The 18094-nt window shown below is 71.9% G+C and carries 17 protein-coding genes and 1 riboswitch; of the genes, 7 read left to right on the top strand and 10 right to left on the bottom strand.

Features of this window, described 5'->3' with window-relative positions; all coding sequences use genetic code 11:
• Positions 1-126 precede the first annotated feature (126 nt).
• The 4 genes from ACFYT9_RS10675 (at position 127) to ACFYT9_RS10660 (ending at position 3918) form a co-directional block, all read left to right on the top strand.
• A complete protein-coding gene (locus ACFYT9_RS10675; RefSeq protein ID WP_360313587.1) occupies positions 127-858 on the top strand; it encodes a lysophospholipid acyltransferase family protein in 732 nt (243 codons plus the stop codon).
• A 37-nt stretch (positions 859-895) separates the two neighbouring features.
• The gene (macS, locus tag ACFYT9_RS10670) at positions 896-2125 is read left to right on the top strand and encodes a MacS family sensor histidine kinase (protein ID WP_376602660.1); all 1230 of its coding nucleotides are present in this window, start codon (positions 896-898) and stop codon (positions 2123-2125) included.
• A 44-nt stretch (positions 2126-2169) separates the two neighbouring features.
• On the top strand, positions 2170-2817 hold the full coding sequence (locus ACFYT9_RS10665) for a response regulator (protein WP_376602664.1): 648 nt from the start codon (positions 2170-2172) through the stop codon (positions 2815-2817).
• Between the two features lie 99 nt (positions 2818-2916).
• On the top strand, positions 2917-3918 hold the full coding sequence (locus ACFYT9_RS10660) for a 2-hydroxyacid dehydrogenase (protein ID WP_387279488.1): 1002 nt from the start codon (positions 2917-2919) through the stop codon (positions 3916-3918).
• Here the strand turns inward: ACFYT9_RS10660 and ACFYT9_RS10655 are convergent.
• From ACFYT9_RS10655 to ACFYT9_RS10645, 3 genes are all read right to left on the bottom strand, one after another.
• A complete protein-coding gene (locus ACFYT9_RS10655) occupies positions 3915-5810 on the bottom strand; it encodes an anthranilate synthase family protein (protein ID WP_389162210.1) in 1896 nt (631 codons plus the stop codon). The genes ACFYT9_RS10660 and ACFYT9_RS10655 overlap by 4 nt on opposite strands.
• A gap of 104 nt (positions 5811-5914) precedes the next feature.
• Positions 5915-5971: a trp operon leader peptide gene (locus tag ACFYT9_RS10650; RefSeq protein ID WP_107049246.1), complete on the bottom strand. Its 57-nt coding sequence runs from the start codon at positions 5969-5971 to the stop codon at positions 5915-5917.
• A 91-nt stretch (positions 5972-6062) separates the two neighbouring features.
• The gene (locus ACFYT9_RS10645; RefSeq protein WP_389162209.1) at positions 6063-8900 is read right to left on the bottom strand and encodes an N-acetylmuramoyl-L-alanine amidase; all 2838 of its coding nucleotides are present in this window, start codon (positions 8898-8900) and stop codon (positions 6063-6065) included.
• Positions 8901-9084: 184 nt separating this feature from the next.
• On the opposite strand from ACFYT9_RS10645, the gene ACFYT9_RS10640 reads away from it, so the two are divergent.
• Both ACFYT9_RS10640 and ACFYT9_RS10635 read left to right on the top strand, forming a co-directional pair.
• The gene (locus ACFYT9_RS10640) at positions 9085-10437 is read left to right on the top strand and encodes a class II 3-deoxy-7-phosphoheptulonate synthase (protein WP_376600325.1); all 1353 of its coding nucleotides are present in this window, start codon (positions 9085-9087) and stop codon (positions 10435-10437) included.
• A 122-nt stretch (positions 10438-10559) separates the two neighbouring features.
• Complete coding sequence (locus tag ACFYT9_RS10635) at positions 10560-10832, top strand: bacterioferritin-associated ferredoxin (protein ID WP_387279494.1); 273 nt, start codon at positions 10560-10562, stop codon at positions 10830-10832.
• Between the two features lie 17 nt (positions 10833-10849).
• Here ACFYT9_RS10635 and bfr read toward each other — a convergent pair whose 3' ends face one another.
• Positions 10850-11326, bottom strand: a complete 477-nt coding sequence (bfr, locus tag ACFYT9_RS10630; RefSeq protein WP_015032978.1) for a bacterioferritin — start codon at positions 11324-11326, stop codon at positions 10850-10852.
• Between the two features lie 181 nt (positions 11327-11507).
• Between bfr and ACFYT9_RS10625 the strand changes: the two genes are divergently transcribed.
• The gene (locus ACFYT9_RS10625; RefSeq protein ID WP_376600329.1) at positions 11508-12152 is read left to right on the top strand and encodes a sulfite oxidase-like oxidoreductase; all 645 of its coding nucleotides are present in this window, start codon (positions 11508-11510) and stop codon (positions 12150-12152) included.
• A 24-nt stretch (positions 12153-12176) separates the two neighbouring features.
• On the opposite strand, the gene ACFYT9_RS10620 is transcribed toward ACFYT9_RS10625, so the two are convergent.
• From ACFYT9_RS10620 to thiO, 6 genes are all read right to left on the bottom strand, one after another.
• Positions 12177-12761: a DUF4396 domain-containing protein gene (locus tag ACFYT9_RS10620; protein ID WP_389162206.1), complete on the bottom strand. Its 585-nt coding sequence runs from the start codon at positions 12759-12761 to the stop codon at positions 12177-12179.
• Between the two features lie 121 nt (positions 12762-12882).
• Complete coding sequence (locus ACFYT9_RS10615) at positions 12883-13734, bottom strand: deoxyribonuclease IV (RefSeq protein WP_389162204.1); 852 nt, start codon at positions 13732-13734, stop codon at positions 12883-12885.
• A gap of 7 nt (positions 13735-13741) precedes the next feature.
• Positions 13742-15664, bottom strand: a complete 1923-nt coding sequence (pknB, locus tag ACFYT9_RS10610; RefSeq protein WP_389162202.1) for a Stk1 family PASTA domain-containing Ser/Thr kinase — start codon at positions 15662-15664, stop codon at positions 13742-13744.
• Between the two features lie 87 nt (positions 15665-15751).
• On the bottom strand, positions 15752-16546 hold the full coding sequence (locus ACFYT9_RS10605; protein ID WP_376600336.1) for a thiazole synthase: 795 nt from the start codon (positions 16544-16546) through the stop codon (positions 15752-15754).
• Between the two features lie 5 nt (positions 16547-16551).
• On the bottom strand, positions 16552-16764 hold the full coding sequence (gene thiS, locus ACFYT9_RS10600; RefSeq protein WP_376600337.1) for a sulfur carrier protein ThiS: 213 nt from the start codon (positions 16762-16764) through the stop codon (positions 16552-16554).
• Positions 16761-17951, bottom strand: coding sequence for a glycine oxidase ThiO (gene thiO, locus ACFYT9_RS10595; RefSeq protein WP_389162201.1), 1191 nt, complete (start codon positions 17949-17951; stop codon positions 16761-16763). The genes thiS and thiO overlap by 4 nt, the downstream gene beginning before the upstream one ends.
• Positions 17949-18062, bottom strand: a riboswitch (TPP riboswitch). Its footprint overlaps the gene before it by 3 nt.
• Positions 18063-18094: the final 32 nt, after the last annotated feature.

The raw sequence follows: 18094 nt of genomic DNA, 5'->3' as shown, positions 1-18094 counted from the left end.
GAAGGACCTTCACGGTACGCGACCGGACCGACACCCGACCAGGGCCGCAGCGGGGGCGGCACGCCGGTACGGGATAAAGTCGTGGCGACGGCACACGGAAGGCATGGCGAGTTGATCTACGGCGCAATGAAGTTCTCCCTCGGAGGGTCCCTGAAGCTCGCCTTCCGGCCCTGGGTGGAGGGCTTGGAGAACGTGCCCGCCGAGGGTCCCGCGATCCTCGCCAGCAACCACCTGTCCTTCTCGGACTCCTTCTTCCTCCCCGCCGTCCTCGACCGCAAGGTCACCTTCATCGCGAAGGCGGAGTACTTCACGACGCCCGGCGTGAAGGGCCGGCTGACCGCCGCCTTCTTCAAGGGCGTCGGCCAGCTCCCGGTGGACCGCTCGGGCGCCCGCGGCGCCGGCGAGGCGGCCATCAAGGCCGGCATCGAGGTCATCGAGGGCGGCGGCCTCTTCGGCATCTACCCCGAGGGCACCCGCTCGCCCGACGGCCGCCTCTACCGCGGCAAGCCCGGCGGACTCGCCCGGGTGGCGCTCGCCACCGGCGCCCCGGTCATCCCCGTCGCCATGATCGACACCGAGAAGATCCAGCCGCCCGGCAAGGTCGTCCCGAAGCTGATGCGCCCCGGGATCCGGATCGGCAAGCCGCTGGACTTCTCCCGCTACCACGGCATGGACGGCGACCGCTTCATCCTGCGCTCGGTGACCGACGAGGTCATGTACGAGATCATGAAGCTCTCCGGCCAGGAGTACGTCGACATCTACGCGACCGCCGCCAAGCGGCAGATCGCCGAGGCCGAGAAGGCCGCCAAGGAGGCCGTGAAGGCGGAGATCGCCGCACGGGAAGAGTCCGGCGCCTGACGCTTCCCGCGAGGGAGCGCCGGTGGGGGTGGGGGAGATGGCCAAGCGCGAGCGTGTCGTGCGCATGTCGGTCGAGCAGCCGCTGTGGCGCGCGCTGACCGGATACCGCGTCCTGACGATGGTCTACGCGGTGCTGATCTTCGCCACCGGCCGGGACCGCTACGAGCGGCCCTGGATCGCCGTGGTCTACCTGGCGGTGCTCTGCGTCTGGAACCTCGCCACCCTCCCCAAGGTGGCGAACGCGGCCAGCTGCACCAGGCGCTTCCTCGTCGCCGACCTCACCGTCGCCCTCACCGGCATCCTCCTCACCCCGCTCGCGGACGCCCACGCCCAGACCGTCGACGGGCCGACGCTGCCGACGATATGGACCGCGGGATCCGTCCTCGCCTACGCCATCAAGGGCGGCTGGCGCTGGGCCGGTCTCGCCTCCTCCCTGGTCGCCGTCGCCAACATCGTCGAGCGCGGCCACCCCACCCGGGACACCATCCACAACGTCATCCTCGTCTGGGTCGCCTCCATCGCCATCGGATACGTCGTCGAGGTCGCCCGCGCCTCCGAACGCACCCTCGCCCGCGCCCTGGAGATCGAGGCCGCCACCCGGGAGCGCGAGCGGCTCGCCCGCGACATCCACGACAGCGTCCTCCAGGTCCTCGCCATGGTGCAGCGGCGCGGCACCGCGCTCGGCGGGGAGGCCGCCGAGCTGGGCCGGATGGCCGGCGAGCAGGAGGTCGCCCTGCGCACCCTGGTCGCCGGCGGCCTCACCCGTACCAGCCACGTCTCCGAGGACGAGTCCGAGGGGGCCGTCGTCCGGGTCGTCGAGGTCGACGACGAACCCCACGACGACACCCCCGTCGACCTGCGCACCCTGCTCGCCCCGCGGGCCGGCGCCCGGGTCACCCTCGCCGACCCCGGGGTGCCCGTCCCGCTGCCCTCCGGCGCCGCGCGGGAACTCGCCGCCGCCGTCGGCGCCGCCCTGGACAACGTCCGGGTCCACGCGGGCGCGGGCGCGTGCGCGTGGATCCTGGTCGAGGACTGGGACGACGAGGTCGTCGTCACCGTCCGGGACGACGGGCCCGGCATCCCGGAGGGCCGGCTCGTCGAGGCGGAGGGCGAGGGCCGGATGGGCGTGGCGCTCTCGATCCGGGGGCGCCTGCGCGACCTGGGCGGCACGGCCGAGCTGATCTCGGTCCCGGGCCAGGGCACCGAAGTCGAACTGAAGGTCCCGCGACCGCCGCGGGACGCACGGGGGAAGGCAGGAGAGAAGTGAACGAGGCACACAGCGAGGCGGAGCGGGCGCGGCCCATCAAGGTGATGGTCGTCGACGACCACCCCATGTGGCGCGACGCCGTCGCCCGCGACCTGGCCGAGGCCGGCTTCGACGTCGTCGCGACCGCGGGCGACGGCGACCAGGCCGTGCGCCGGGCCCCCGCCGTCGGGCCCGACGTCCTCGTCCTGGACCTGAACCTGCCGGCCAAGCCGGGCGTCCAGGTCTGCAAGGAACTGGTCGGCACGCTGCCCGGGCTGCGGGTGCTGGTCCTCTCGGCGAGCGGCGAGCACGCCGACGTCCTGGAGGCCGTGAAGTCCGGCGCCACCGGCTACCTGCTGAAGTCGGCCAGCACCGAGGAGCTGACCGACGCCGTCCGCCGCACCGCCGCCGGCGACCCGGTCTTCACCCCCGGCCTGGCCGGCCTCGTCCTCGGCGAGTACCGCCGCCTCGCCTCCGAGCCCGGGCCCGCCGCGGGCGCCGGCGAGCCCGAGGCACCGCGCCTCACCGACCGCGAGACCGAGGTCCTGCGGCTCGTCGCCAAGGGCCTCAGCTACAAGCAGATCGCCGAGCGGCTCGTCATCTCGCACCGCACCGTGCAGAACCACGTCCAGAACACCCTCGGCAAGCTCCAGCTGCACAACCGCGTCGAGCTGGTCCGGTACGCGATCGAGCGCGGTCTCGACGAGGGCTGACCGGCCGGGCGCCGGGCGGGCCGGGGGACGGAGCCGTATATTCAGGCCCGTATGCGCCGGATTCGGGCGCATACGCGGCCTTCCGGCGAGAGGACTGGCGTGGAGATCCTGGCATTCGGCGTACAGGCGGACGAGAAGCCGATGATCGAGAAGGCGTTCGCGGGCCACCACGAGGTCCGCTGCCTCGACGTCTTCCTCACCGAGGACACCGCCCCCATCGCGGCGGGCTACGAGATCATCTCCACCAGCGTGAACGCCATCCTCGACCACCGGGTCCTGCAGACCCTCGCGGCCGGCGGCACCCAGATGATCGCCCAGCGCTCCACCGGCTTCAACAACATCGACCTGGAGGTCGCCGAGCGCCTGGGCCTCACCGTCGCCCGCGTCTCGTACTACTCGCCCTACTCCGTCGCCGAGTTCGCCTGGACCCTCGCCATGGCCGTCAACCGGCGGATCGTCCGCGCCTCCAACCGCACCCGCGACTTCGACTTCCGCCTCGACGGGCTGATGGGCCGTGACATGCGGGGCCGCACCGCGGGCGTCCTGGGCACCGGCAAGATCGGCGAGGCCTTCGCCCGGATCGCCCACGGCTTCGGCATGCGGCTGCTCGGCTGGGACGTCGCCGAGAACCCGGCCTGCGTCGAGCTCGGCATGGAGTACGTCGACAAGGACCGGCTCCTCGCCGAGGCGGACCTCGTCAGCCTCCACGTGCCGCTGCTCCCCGCCACCCAGCACATCATCGACGCCGCCGCCCTCAAGGCCATGAAGGACGACGCGCTCCTGATCAACTCCAGCCGCGGCGGCCTGATCGACACCGACGCCCTCGTCACCGAACTGCGCGCCGGCCGCTTCGCCGGCGTCGGCCTCGACGTCTACGAGGCCGAGGCCGGCCTCTTCTTCCTCGACAAGTCCCTCGCGGTCGTCGAGGACGACACCCTGGCCCGCCTGATGACCTTCCCCCACGTCCTGGTGACGAGCCACCAGGCGTACTACACCACCGACGCGGTGGGCCAGATCATCGACACCACAGTCCAGAACGTCCTCGACTACACCCAGGGACGGCGCGGCGAGAACGTCCTGGTCCCGCGGGCCGCCTCCTAGACCAGCACCCCCGCGAGGAGGGAGGCCGTCAGCGCGGCCCCCTCCAGCGTCAGCACGGACTCCGGGTGGAACTGCACCCCCGCGAAGCCGACGCCCCGCAGCGCGTGCACCTCGCCGCTCTCCGCGTCCCGGCTCACCTCGATCCGGTGCAGCGCCAGCTCCGTCGCCTCCCGCTCGTCGCAGCGCGCGGTGAAGCTGTTGTAGAAGCCGACCGTCCGCTCCTGCCCGAACAGCTCGATCCGCACCTGCGCGCCCTGGAACGGGACGCGCTTGCGGACGATCTCCAGGCCCAGCTCCGCCGCGATCAGCTCGTGCCCCAGGCACACCCCGAGAAGACCGTGCCGGTGGTCGCGCAGCAGCTCGGCGGTGAGTCCGCGCAAGAATCGCATCTTCGGGTCGGCCGCGTCTGACGGGTCGCCGGGGCCGGGACCCAGCACCACCGGACCCTCATGGGCGAGCGCCAGTTCCCGCAGCCCCGGTTCGTCGTAGCGGACGACCGACACGTCGAGCCCCGAGGCGCGCAGCAGGTGCGCCAGCATCGCGGTGAAGGTGTCCTCGGCGTCGATCACCAGCGCGTGCCCGCTCAGCTCCGCCGACCTCCCCCCAGTTCCCGACTCGGTCTGCATCCGCAGCCAGAACGGCGCCAGGTCCGCCCGCCGGGCGTCCAGCGCGGCCCGCACCCGCGGATCGTCCGCGAGCCGCGGCCGGGCGGGCGCGTCCTCCGCCGCCGGGCGACCCTCCCGCACCCCGAGCGCCGTCAGCACCGCCGCCGCCTTCGCGTGGGTCTCCGCGACCTCGCCGGCCGGGTCCGAGTGCCGGACCAGGGTGGCCCCCACCGGCACGCGGAGCCGTCCGTCGGGGGCGATGTCGGCGGTCCGGATCAGGATGGGGGAGTCCAGCGTCTGCGCCCCGTTCCCGTCCGTCCCGAGCAGCGCGAGCGCCCCCGCGTAGTAGCCGCGCCCGCCGGCCTCGTGCCGCTCGATCACCCGGCAGGCGTTCTGCACCGGCGAGCCCGTCACGGTCGCCGCGAACATCGTCTCCCGCAGCACCTCCCGCACGTCCAGCGAGGACCGCCCCCGCAGCTCGTACTCGGTGTGGGCGAGATGGGTCATCTCCTTCAGCCGGGGGCCGATCACCACCCCGCCCATGTCCCCGACCGTGCACATCATCTTCAGCTCCTCGTCCACCACCATGGAGAGCTCCTCGGTCTCCTTGCGGTCGGCGAGGAAGCCGAGCAGTCCCTCGGCGGTCGGCGCCCCGCCGTCCGGGTAGCGGTACGTGCCGCTGATCGGGTTCATGACGACGGTGCCTCCCGCCATCCGCACGTGCACCTCGGGGCTGGCACCGACGAGCGTCCGCTCCCCGGTGTGCACCACGAAGGTCCAGTACGCGCCCCGCTCGCCGGCGAGCAGCCGCCGGAACAGGGCCAGCGCGTCGGCCCGCCCGAAGCCGGGGATCTCCCCGGTGTACGTCCGCCGGATGACGAAGTTGGCGCCCTCGCCGGCGCCGATCTCCTCCTCGATCACCCGCCGCACGATCCCCGCGTACTCCTCGTCGGAGGCGTCGAAGCCCCCGCCGGTCACGGCCACCGGGTGCGCGGGCAGCGCGTCCAGCGCCTCGCCGAGCGGCAGCTCGTACGTCTCCTCGGCGACGAGCACCGACAGTGGCGTCCCGTCGTCCCGCACGTCGAAGCCGCGTTCCCGGATCTGCCGGAACGGCACCAGCGCCAGCGCCGGCCGCCCGCCCACCGGCAGGTCGGCCAGCCGCTCGGCCTCGTGGACGGAGCCGATCAGCACCTCGACGGTGTCGTGGTCGCGGCCGGGGGTGCGGCGGCGCAGCAGGGCGAAGGGCGGGGCGGAGCCGTCGAGGAGACGGGAGAGGTCGAAGGTCATGGCGTGCGGGTTCCTTCCGGTGGGAGTACGGAGAGGAACGGCCTCGCGGGAACGAGAAAGGCCGCCCCTCGGGCGGCCTTCGCGTGGTCTTCGGATACGCGCAGTCAGTGGGCCGCCGGAGGGACGGTCCACCACCAGTTCTGGGTCGGCAGCGCGTACATGCGAGCACTGTAACCCAGCGGGATAAGGGAACGGGGCCCGTCCCACGCCGTGGACGGCGCGGGACGGGCCCCGTGCGAGGAGGCCGACCGATCAGACGATCATGTTGTAGACGCTCCAGCCGCCGCCGATCCGCTGCATGGCCGCGTACGGGTTCGGGTAGGTGCCCTTGTTCTTGTAGAACCACAGGACACCGGACTTGTCCCGCGCGATCAGGTCCGGCTTGCCGTCCTTGTCGAGGTCACCGGCGCCGACCATCAGGTTGTAGACGCCCCAGCCGCCGCCGACCCTGCCGCGGGTGGCGTACGGGTTCGGGGAGCCGCCGGTGTTCTTGTACAGCCAGAGCACGCCGGTCTTGTCGCGGGCGATCAGGTCGGGCTTGCCGTCGCCGGTCACGTCACCGGTGCTGATCAGCTCGTCGTAGATGTTCCAGCCGCCGCCGACGCGGACCCGGGTGGCGAAGGGGTTCGGGGAGGCGCCGGTGTTCTTGTACAGCCAGAGCACGCCGGTCTTGTCCCGGGCGATCAGTTCCGGCCGTCCGTCGGCGTTCATGTCGCCGACGCCGAGGAGCTTGTCGTAGATGCTCCAGCCGCCGCCGACCTTCAGGCGCGTCTTGAACGGGACGGAGGGGTTGCCGGTGCCCTTGTAGTACCAGAGCACCCCGTCCTTGTCGCGCGCGACGACGTCCCCGGTACCGTCCGCCTTCAGCGTCGTCATCGGCGTGATGGTGTTGTACACCTGCCACCCCGGCCCGACCCGGAACTTGGTCAGGAACGGCGCGGAGCCGCTGCCGCTGCCCTGGTACTGCCAGAGCACGCCCTGCGCGTCACGGGCGATGACGTTGTTGCGGTTGGTGGTGGAGACGGGGGCGGCCGCGTTGACGACCTGGACGTCCTTGGACTGCACCCACGCGATGCGGTGGTTGTAGTGGATCGGGATGAACCTGGTCGTCCCGTGGACGCGGATCCCGTCCTTGTTGTAGGCGCTGTAGTAGTAGTCGCCCGCGACCTCGGCGCCCGCGGCGACGTACGCCTGGCCCGCCGGGATCGTGTACTTGGTCAGCGGGTCCTCGTTCTTAAAACGGCCGTCCTGGTCGTCCTGGATGGGAACACCCGTGCCCGCATAGTCCGTACGAGCCGGGTAGGCGCGACCGTAGACCTTGACCGCCGTCGTGCTCAGCGGCTTCACCACCGTCTTCGCGGTGTTCACCAGGGACGTGTACTGCCCGCCGGGATTGTAGAACCAGGCCTTCTGGCCGCCGTACCAGATGGCGGTCCAGTTGCCCGCGGTGCCCGCGACGACGTACTGTCCGCCGGCGACGACCTTGTTGCCCCAGTTGTCGCCGCTGTTCCACACGGCCCCGGAGATGTAGGGGTCCTTGATGGTCGCGGACGAGGTGTTCGGCTCCGTGTAGAGGTACCCGAAGTTCGCCGGCTGGGCGGGCGCGGTCTTGCGCCGCACGACGCCGTGGGCGTCCTCCTCCGTGTACGTCAGCGGCGGCTGGTTCGCCGAGGTGAACGGCGGGACCACGCGGACCGTCTGGCCTGCCTGGAGCAAGCCGCCCGCGCCGCCGGCGCCGATCGGGGCGCCGATCATGGTCATGAAGCGGTTCCAGTCCCAGAACGGGCCCGGGTCCCAGTGCACGCCCGACGCGAGGGGATCGGCGACGCCCGGGATCTCGTCGTGGCCGATGATGTGCTCACGGGTCAGCGGGACCTTGTACTTGGCCGCCAGGTACTTCACCAGCTCCGCGGTGGTGTCGTACTGCGACTCCTTGTACCAGTTGCTGCCGCCCTTGATGGCGTAGCCCTCGTGCTCGATGCCGATCGAGTGCATGTTGAGGGTCTTGTTGCCGGCGTGGAACGCTTCGTTCTTGGTCTCGACCATCTGCGTGACCTTGCCGGTCGCGTCCACGATGTAGTGGGCGCTGGCCCACCGCTCCGGGTCCTTGAACGTGCTCACCGCTCCGGCGAGGGTGCCCTCGACGTCGTGGATCACGATCTGGCGGATGTCGAAGCCGCCCTGGCCGTACGGGACGCGGGTCGCGATGTTGTAGTTGCCCTTGTCCTTCACGTACGCGGCCGAGTCGTAGGTGCAGGCGAGACCGGCGGGGCACTCGGGAGTGGCCGTCGTGGCGGCGAACGCCGCGGCCAGCGGCACGTTGGCCGGCTTGACCGGCTCGACGCCCGGGTCGGCCGGCAGGACGACCTGCTCGCCGTCCGTGGTGATCTCCGCCTCACCCGTCCTGATCGACTCGAAGACGCGCTTCGCGAACTGGTCCGCGCCCTTGCGGTCCGAGGACTGGCTGTAGCGGGCCACGGCGGGGTACCAGTCGCCCGGCTCCTCCGACAGCTCGGCACCCGCCTGCTTCTGGTACTCGGCGAGCAGCGCCGCGCCGGCCCGGATGGAGGCGTCGGGGTCGTTCTGGACGGCGTCCGTCGAACTGTCGATCAGCTCGGCGGCCTTGTCCAGCGTGTGGAGCTTCGGGTCGTCGGTGTCGACCTCCTGCCTGGGCAGCGGCGCAAGCAGCTTCTTCTTGTCGATCTTCTTGTCGAGCGACGGGTCGCCGGTGCCGTTGACCAGGTGCTCGATGTGCTCCTCGGAGTCCTCGAGGTCCTCCGGGTCGACCTTCGTCAGGCCCATGACGTTGTAGTCACCGGTGACGCTCGGCTGCCCGTCGTGCGACTCCCACCGCGTCTGGCGGTACGACACCGCCATCAGCACGCTCTGCGGCACATCGAACTCCGCCGCCGCCGCCGCGAACTGCTCCTGGAGGGTTTCCGCGGTGCCGGGCTTCGGGTCGTCGGCCGTGCCGAGGAGGCCCGGCGAGGCGACCGCGATCGTGCCGATCGTGGCCGTGGCGACGACCGCGGCCGCCGCTCCGTACAAGAGTCGTTTCTTCTTGCGATCCCTGCGGTGCCTCTGGGTCACGCCCACCCCTGTGTCATCAGCTATGTATATGTACGCCAGCCCCGAGCGGCTTTGCTCGTTTGCTAAACGGGCCCGAGGGTAACATCACTCGATGGCGTGAAGATCCCGCCGGACATTACGGGCGCGCGTCTCAGCCACTGGGCACCGGGATGGACAGGACGAATAACCCCGTAGTGTGGTCCGTGTGACCGTGAACGCTGAATCCCACGCCGTCGCCAAGGCGACCTGGCGAGACCTGCCCGCGGCGCAGCAGCCCGAGTACCCCGATGCCGAGGCTCTGCGCGATGTGATCGCGGACCTCGAGTCGTATCCTCCGCTCGTCTTCGCCGGCGAGTGCGACCAGCTGCGCGCCCGGATGGGAGCCGTCGCCCGTGGCGAGGCGTTCCTGCTCCAGGGCGGCGACTGCGCCGAGGCGTTCGACGCGGTGTCGGCCGACCACATCCGGGCCAAGCTGAAGACCCTGCTCCAGATGAGCGCCGTCCTGACGTACGCGGCCTCCGTGCCCGTCGTGAAGGTGGGCCGCATCGCCGGGCAGTACTCCAAGCCCCGCTCGAAGGGCACCGAGACCCGCGACGGCGTGACGCTCCCCACCTACCGGGGCGACTCCGTCAACGGCTTCGACTTCAACGAGAAGGCCCGCGTCCCGGACCCCGAGCGCCTGAAGCGGATGTACAACGCCTCCGCCTCCACGCTCAACCTGGTCCGCGCCTTCACCACCGGTGGCTACGCCGACCTGCGCCAGGTGCACGCCTGGAACCAGGACTTCGTGAAGTCGTCCCCGTCCGGCCAGCGCTACGAGGCGCTCGCCCGCGAGATCGACAACGCGCTGAACTTCATGAAGGCGTGCGGCACCGACCCGGCCGAGTTCAAGGCCGTCGAGTTCTACGCCTCCCACGAGGCGCTGCTGCTCGACTACGAGGGCGCCCTCACCCGTACCGACTCCCGCACGGGCAAGCTGTACGACACCTCCGGCCACATGGTCTGGATCGGTGAGCGCACCCGCCAGCTGGACCACGCGCACATCGAGTTCGCCGCGCAGATCGCGAACCCGATCGGCATCAAGCTGGGCCCGACGACCACCCCGGAGGAGGCGCTGACGTACATCGAGCGCCTCGACCCGGACCGCGAGCCGGGCCGGCTGACCTTCATCGTCCGCATGGGCGCCGACAAGGTCCGGGACAAGCTCCCGGAGCTGGTCGAGAAGGTCACCGCCTCGGGCGCGACCGTCGCCTGGGTGACCGACCCGATGCACGGCAACACCTTCGAGGCGGCCTCGGGCCACAAGACCCGCCGCTTCGACGACGTGCTCGACGAGGTCAAGGGCTTCTTCGAGGTCCACAAGGAGCTGGGCACCCACCCGGGCGGCATCCACGTCGAGCTCACCGGTGACGACGTCACCGAGTGCGTGGGCGGCGGCGACGAGATCTTCGTCGACGACCTGCACCAGCGCTACGAGACGGCCTGCGACCCGCGCCTCAACCGGAGCCAGTCGCTCGACCTCGCCTTCCTCGTGGCCGAGATGTACCGCGATCAGTAAGTAGATACCTACGACGATGGGGCGCGGATCCTTGTGATCCGCGCCCCATCGTCGTAATGAAGGCTTTTACGCTCCCCGGCCGCCGGGTAAGGTTAGGTTAGCCTAATCGATCTCGGCGGGAGGTGAACCGCGTGTACGTCTGCTCATGCTTCGGTGTCACGGAGAAGCAGGTCAAGGAGCACGCGGAGGCCGGCGCCCACACGCCCCGCCAGATCGCCTCCGCGTGCAAGGCGGGCACGGACTGCGGTTCGTGCGTCCGTCGCATCCAGGCCCTCCTCGGGCGGGGGAACTGCCCGCGCCGCGAGCTCCTGGACAAGGGTGTGCCCGCCCTCGCCGCCGACGTCACCGACCTCGACGGCCTCGATGGTCTCGACGACCTCTCCGAGGCCGCCTAGCCCGTTCGGGCGGCCCGCTAGCTCGGCTGCTCGATGAGGGTCGAGATGTAGAGCGCCTCGCCCAGGGACTCGATCAGCTCCAGCTGCGTGTCCAGGTAGTCGATGTGGTGCTCCTCGTCCGCGAGGATTTCCTCGAAGAGGTTGGCCGAGGTGATGTCGCCCTTGGCGCGCATGACCTCGATGCCCCTCTTCAGGCGGTCGATCGCCTCCACCTCGACCTGGCGGTCGGCCTGGAACATCTCGGTGATGGTCTGGCCGACGCGCACGTGGAAGAGCCGCTGGTAGTTGGGCAGGCCGTCGAGCATCAGGATGCGCTCGGTCAGCTTGTCCGCGTGCTTCATCTCGTCGATGGACTCTTCGCGGGTGTACTTCGCGAGCTTCGTCCAGCCCTTGTTGTCCTGGATGCGGTAGTGCAGCCAGTACTGGTTGATGGCCGTCAGCTCGCCGGTCAGCTGCTCGTTCAGAAACTCCAGGACCTCGGGGTCGCCCTGCATCGCTCCAGGTTCCTTCCATCACGGGGTGTATCCGGCCTCTCACAGGGCAGGATGGCCGCATCCTCGCACTCCGAATGGGGGTCGTCCAGTAAGTGCAGGCTTAGTAGGACTTGCCCGAATGGCTGCGTCCGGGTGGGTGGCTGGTCATGACCACCCCTCGCCGTCTGTCACCATGGATGACATGGGTCAGCCGGAGAGCGGGGTACACCGGGAAGCGGGGATGGCGGACATTTCTCCCGAGCTCCCGCCGGGGCAGAGACTCCAGCGGGGCTGGCCGGTCACCCATTACGGGCCCGTGCCCAAGTTCAAGCCCGAGCGCTGGGAGTTCCGCGTCTTCGGTGCCACCGCGGACGGCGACAAGCGCTGCTGGAACCACGAGGAGTTCTCGGCCCTGCCGTTCTCCTCGGTGGTGGCCGATCTGCACTGCGTGACCAAGTTCAGCATGCTCGGCGCGGAGTGGGGCGGGGTCGCCGCCCGGACGGTCCTGGAGCTCGCGCCGCCCGCGCCGCACGTCACGCACGTGATGGTCTGGGCCGAGTACGGCTACAGCGCCAACATGCGGCTCGCCGACTTCGCGGCCGAGGGCACGATCTTCGCCACCCACAAGGACGGCGAGCTGCTCACCGCGGAGCACGGCTTCCCGCTGCGGCTCGTCGTGCCGCACCTGTACGCGTGGAAGGGCCCGAAGTGGGTCCGCGGCGTGGAGTACATGACCGCCGACCGCCGGGGCTTCTGGGAGGAGCGCGGCTACCACAACCTCGGTGACCCGTGGACCGAGCAGCGGTACTCGTACCAGGAGGAACCGGGCGACGGCCCGGAGCTGTAGCCCCGGGCCGCCGCGGGTCCGCGTTCAGTGGTGGTACCGGTGCACCACCGCGTGGCCCTTGCCGCGGCCGATCAGCCACTTGTTCACCGGCGTGGTGACCACGAAGGCGACGAGGAAGGCGAAGGCGAGGGCGCCCCAGAAGAGCGGCGCGTCCAGGTGGGCGTCCATGGCGCCGGGGACGAGCAGCAGGACGCCGTTGTCGACGATCTCCATGACGGCGATCGAGAGGGTGTCGGCGGCGAGCGCGACCTTGAAGGCGGACCTGAAGTCCAGGCCGGCGGCGAGGACGCCGCGCAGCGTGAGCGCGTAGCCGAAGAAGAACGCGAGGGTGATCGCGAGGATCATGGTCTGCGCGTTGCCCCAGCCCAGCGCGGTGCCGATGATCATGCCCAGGACCTCGCCGATGGCGCAGCCGGTGAGGCAGTGGAGGGTCGCCTTCGCCGCCATGCTCCAGGACGCCCCGCCGCCGGCCTGGCCCGCGTGGCCGCCGTGGTCGCCGTGACCTGCGTGATGGCCTTCGTGGCCCGTGTGGCCCGTGTGGTCCGCGTGGGCGGAGTTGCTCGTGTGGGCGGTGTGTCCCGTGTGGTCGTGGTGCGCTTCGTGCTCCATGAGGGTGCCCCCAACCTCGGGTAGCGGTTCCTGCTTCCTCGGGAACCGTATACCCCCTCGGGGTATTCCTCAATCGGGAATGATCAGCCGCGGAACGGCCGGACAGGACGGACCGGCCGGATCAGTCCCGCAGCTTCTTGAGCAGCTCGATGTCGGCGACGTGACCCTCCTTGCCGCCCGGCGTCTCGATGACCAGCGGTACGCCGTCGGTGGCCGGGTGGCGCAGGAGCTGCCGGAACGCCTCCTGGCCGATGTGGCCGACGCCGATGTTGGCGTGCCGGTCCTTGCGCGCGCCGGAGACGTCCTTGGAGTCGTTGGCGTGGATCAGCCGCAGCCGGCCCTCGCCGACCGTGGCCACCAGCTCGTCCAGCGTCCGTACCGCCCCGCCCGGCTCCGCCAGGTCGTGGCCTGCCGCGAAGATGTGGCAGGTGTCGAGGCAGATCCCCAGCTTGGGGTGGTGATCCAGCGCGTCGAAGTAGGGGCCGAAGTCCTCCGCCCGGGAGCAGAGCGAGAAGCCCTGGCCGGCCGTGGACTCCAGGAGGAGGTACGGGTCGTCCTCGTGGGTCAGCTCGTCGAGCAGCGGCAGCATCCGCTCCCGTACCTGCGCCAGCGCCTCCGCGCGGGGGCGGCCGCCGGTCGCCGAGCCGGTGTGGACGACGACGCCCTTCGCGCCGATCTCCCGGCCGCGGCGCAGCGAGTGGCGCAGCGACTCGACCGACTTCTCGACGGTCGCCTCGGTGTGGGAGCCGAAGTTGATCAGGTACGGGGCGTGCACCCAGGCCGAGAGCGACTCCGCGGCGCACTCCTCCCGGAAGCGTTCGTCCTGGGCGGGGTTGCCGGTCGGGGTGGCCCAGCCCCGTGGGTTGGCGACGAAGACCTGGACGGTCTCGGCGCCCAGCTCGCGGGCGTAGCCCAGGCCGGTCGTGGCGAGTCCGCCGGCCACGGGGACGTGGCCGCCGACGGGGTTGCGCATGGGTGTCTCAGATTCCCTTGATCGTGATGGCGACGGTGGAGCCCTCAGGAGCGGTCCCGCCGCCCTCGACCGACTGACCTGTGACCTCGTCCCCGAGGAAGGGGAAGTTCTTCTCCACCTTCACCTCGAAACCGGCGGCCTCCAGCTCCTCGCGGGCCTCGTCGGTCGTCATGCCGACGACGTCCGGGACCTCGACCTGGCGCGGTCCCTTCGAGACGGTCAGGGTGATCGTGTCACCCTTCGCGGCCCGGCTGCCCTCGGCGAGGGACTGGGCGGCGACCGCCCCCGCGTCCTCGGGGGAGTGGACCCGCTCCGGTGCGACGGAGACCTTGAGGCCGGCCTCCTGGAGGGTGGCGGTGGCGTCCTCGACGGTCTCGCCGGTCACGTCCGGGACGTCGACCGGGGCGCCCTTGCTGACGAGCAGGGCGACGGCCGAGTCCGGGGCGCGCTCGGTGCCCGGCTCCGGGTCGGAGCCGATCACCGCGCCCTGGGCGACGGTGGTGCTGAACTCGGTGGTGACCACGCCGGGGGCGAGGCCCTGCTCCGCGAGGATCCGCTTGGCCTCGCCGAGCGGCTTGTTCTTCAGATTGGGCACCTTCACGATCTCCGGCCCCCGGGAGAGGGTGAGGGTGACGGTGGTGTGGCTGCGGATCCGCTCGCCGGGCGCCGGGTCGACGCCCATCACGGTGCCGCGCTCGTACACGTCGCTGAAGGCGCGGCGCGTCGTGCCCAGCTCCAGGCCGGCGTCGGCGAGCCGTCCCGCGGCCACCTGCTCGGTCTGGCCGAGGACGGCGGGGACACGGGTGAACTGGCCCGCGTTGATGTACCAGACGCCGGCGCCGAGGCCCAGGGCGAGCAGCACACCGACGACGACGAGGAGCGGGCCGCGCGGCGGCAGCGGGCGGGTGCGGCGGCGCCGGGCCGGCGGCGGGGGCTCGGGGGTCGCGAGGCGGCTGGTGTGCTGCACGGGGTGCGGGTCGCCGGCCTCCGGCCCGGGCACCGGGCGGGCGATGACACCGGTGCGGTCCTCGCCGGTGTCCCGCTGCCCGGCCCGCGCGCGCGGCGGCACCGCGTCCAACTGGGCGTCGGTGAGCGCCGCGCGCGCCTCCCGGGCCAGGGCGAGGAGCGCGACGGCGTCGTGCGGGCGCACCTCGGGGTTGCGGGCGGTGGCGGCGGCGACCAGCTCGTCCAGTTCGAGCGGCAGCCCGGGGACGGCGGCGGACGGAGCCGGCACGTCGGTGTTCAGGTGCTGGTAGAGGACCTGGGCCGGGGTGTCGCCGCCGTGCGGCTTGCCGCCCGTCAGCATCTCGTACAGCACGACGCCGCAGGCGTACACGTCGGCGCGGGTGTCGGCGGTGCCGTGCTCGATCTGCTCGGGGGCGAGGTACGAGACGGTGCCGAGGACCGCGCCGGTGGTGGCGGTCGCCGAGCCGACCGAGCGGACCAGCCCGAAGTCGGCGACCTTGACCCGGCCGTCGTCCCCTATCAGGACGTTCTCCGGCTTCATGTCCCGGTGGACGAAGCCGGCCCGGTGCGCCGCGCCGAGCGCGGCGAGGACCGGCTCCAGGATGTCCAGGGCGGCGCGGGGCTGGAGGGCGCCGCGCTCGCGGAGCACGTCGCGCAGGGTGCAGCCGGAGACGTACTCCATCGCCAGGTAGACGTACGCGCCCTCGGCGCCCTGGTCGAAGACGGCGACCACGTTCGGGTGCGCGAGGCGGGCGACGGACTTCGCCTCGCGGATGAACCGCTCGACGAAGACCGCGTCGGCCGCCAGGGCGGGGTGCATCACCTTGAGCGCGAGGACGCGGTCGAGGCGGGTGTCCACGGCCCGGTAGACCGTGGCCATCCCGCCGACGGCGATGCGCGCGTCGACGCGGTAGCGGCCGTCGAGCAGCCGCCCGACGAGGGGGTCCTGAAGGGTCGTGTCCACGGCGTCGAGTCTACGAGCCGGTACGGACGCCCCGCCCCGCCTGCCCCGACCGCAGCACGCTTGTGACGTACCCCGCTCCGCGCCGGGTCAGAACGCGGGGCGTTCCGGGTCCAGCCGGGCGCGGCCCTCCGCGGGGGAGGACGCCTCCGCGAAGTGGCGGCGGGGGATGCGGCCCGCGCGGTGCGCGAGACGGCCCGCCTCCACCGCGTGCCGCATCGCCGAGGCCATCAGGACGGGCTCCTGCGCACGGGTGACCGCCGAGGCGAGCATCACCGCGGCACAGCCCAGTTCCATCGCGAGCGCCGCGTCCGAGGCGGTGCCCGCGCCGGCGTCCAGGATCACCGGCACGCCCGCCCGCTCGGTGATCAGCTCGAAGTTGTGCGGGTTGCGGATGCCGAGGCCGGAGCCGATCGGGGAACCGAGCGGCATGATCGCCGCGCAGCCCACGTCCTCCAGCTTCCGGGCCAGGATCGGGTCGTCGTTGGTGTACGGGAGGACGGTGAAGCCGTCGTCCACCAGGGTCTCGGCGGCGTCGAGGAGCTCCACCCCGTCGGGCAGGAGGGTCCGCTCGTCCGCGACCACCTCCAGCTTGATCCAGTCGGTGCCCAGCGCCTCCCGGGCCAGCCGGGCCGTCAGCACGGCCTCGCCCGCCGTGTAGCAGCCCGCCGTGTTCGGCAGGACGCGGATGCCGAGCCGGTCCAGGACGGAGAGGACCGAGCCCTGCACGGTCGGGTCGAGGCGGCGCATCGCGACCGTGGTCAGCTCGGTGCCGCTGGCGACCAGCGAGCGCTCCAGGACGTCCAGGCTGGGGGCGCCGCCGGTGCCCATGATGAGGCGGGAGGAGAACTCCGTACCGCCGAGGACGAACACGTCGTCGGACATCGCGCTCAGCCCCCCTGCACGGCGGTCAGGACCTCGACCCGGTCGCCGTCGGCGAGCAGCGTCGCCGCCCACTCGCCGCGCGGCACCACCGCCTCGTTGACGGCGGCGGCCACCCCGGCGGGGGCGGTCGTGAGACCGGCCACCAGGGAGGCCAGGGAGACGGGGGCGGCGAGCGCGCGCGGCTCGCCGTTCACGGAGACGTTCACGGACACGTTCATGCGGGCTGCTCCTGACGTACGGGGAGAGCGAGGGGGAAACGGCGGGGGGAGAAGGGGCGCGCCTCGTCGGGGAGGGCGCCCGTGGCGAGCGCCTCCGCCATGACGTCGCCGGTGACGGGGGCGAGGAGGATCCCGTTGCGGTAGTGGCCGGTGGCCAGGTGGAGGCCCGGCAGGGCGCTCGGCCCGAGCATCGGCGCGTTGTCGGGGGAGCCGGGGCGCAGTCCGGCCACGGTCTCGGTGAGCGGCAGCTCGGTGAGACCGGGGACCAGCTCGTGGGCGTCGCGCAGCAGCTCGTACACCCCGCCCGCGGTCACCGTGGTGTCCCAGCCCAGCTCCTCGCTGGTGGCGCCGACGACCAGCTCGCCGTTCTCGCGCGGCACCAGATAGACGTGGCTGCCGCGCACCACGGCCCGGACGGTCCGGGAGAGGAAGGGGGCGTACGGGGCGGGGATCCGCAGCCGCAGGACCTGGCCCTTCACCGGGCGGACCGGCGGCAGCACCGCTTCGGGCACGCCCGCGAGCCGGCCGCTGAGGCTGCCCGCCGCGAGCACCGTCAGGCCCGCGGCGAGTTCGGTGCCGTCGGCGAGGACGACCCCGCGCGCCCGTTCGCGGACCACGACGAGCCGCTCCGCGAGCGCCCGGTGGAAGACCACCCCGGCCCGCTCGCAGGCCCTGAGCAGCGCGGCGGCCAGCCGGCGCGGGTCCACCTGGTGGTCGCCGTCCACCCGGAGTCCGCCGCGCACCCCGGGCGCCAGCATGGGTTCGAGGCGGCGGCACTCGCGGCCGCTCAGCCACTCGGAGGCGAGCCCGCAGCGGGTCTGGAGGGCATGGAGTTCACGCAGGTGGGCCCGGTCGTCGGTGTCGAGCGCGACGGCGAGGGTGCCGCAGGCGCGGTAGCCGACGTCGAGGCCGGTGGCCTCCTCCAGCTCGGCGACGAACGCGGGGTAGCGCGCGGCCGAGGCGAGATTGAGCCCGAGCAGGGTCTCCTCGCCGTAGTGCAGTTCGGTGACGGCGGCGAGCATCCCGGCCGCGACCCGGGCGGCGCCGCCGCCCGGCTCGGGGTCGACGACCGCGACGCTCAGCCCGCGCAGGGCCGCCCGCCAGGCCGTGACCAGGCCGATGACGCCGCCGCCGACGACGAGCACGTCGGTGGTGGGTTCGTTCCGGTGTGCTTCGGACGTACGCATGGGCGTTCCCGCCCCTCCCTTCGCCGGCATGACCCGGATCAGGTTCGTACGGTCGGAGGCCGGCCAGCCTCCCTCTCAGCCCGGTGCGTCCGGGCTCCCGCGAGTGGTGTGTGCCCGCCACCCTAGCCCCCGAGGCCGGGGGG

This window comes from Streptomyces sp. NPDC004435, assembly GCF_042873895.1.
Classification (GTDB): domain Bacteria; phylum Actinomycetota; class Actinomycetes; order Streptomycetales; family Streptomycetaceae; genus Streptomyces.
Note: the sequence above shows the minus strand (reverse complement) of the source record. Positions and strands in the feature narration are given on the sequence as shown.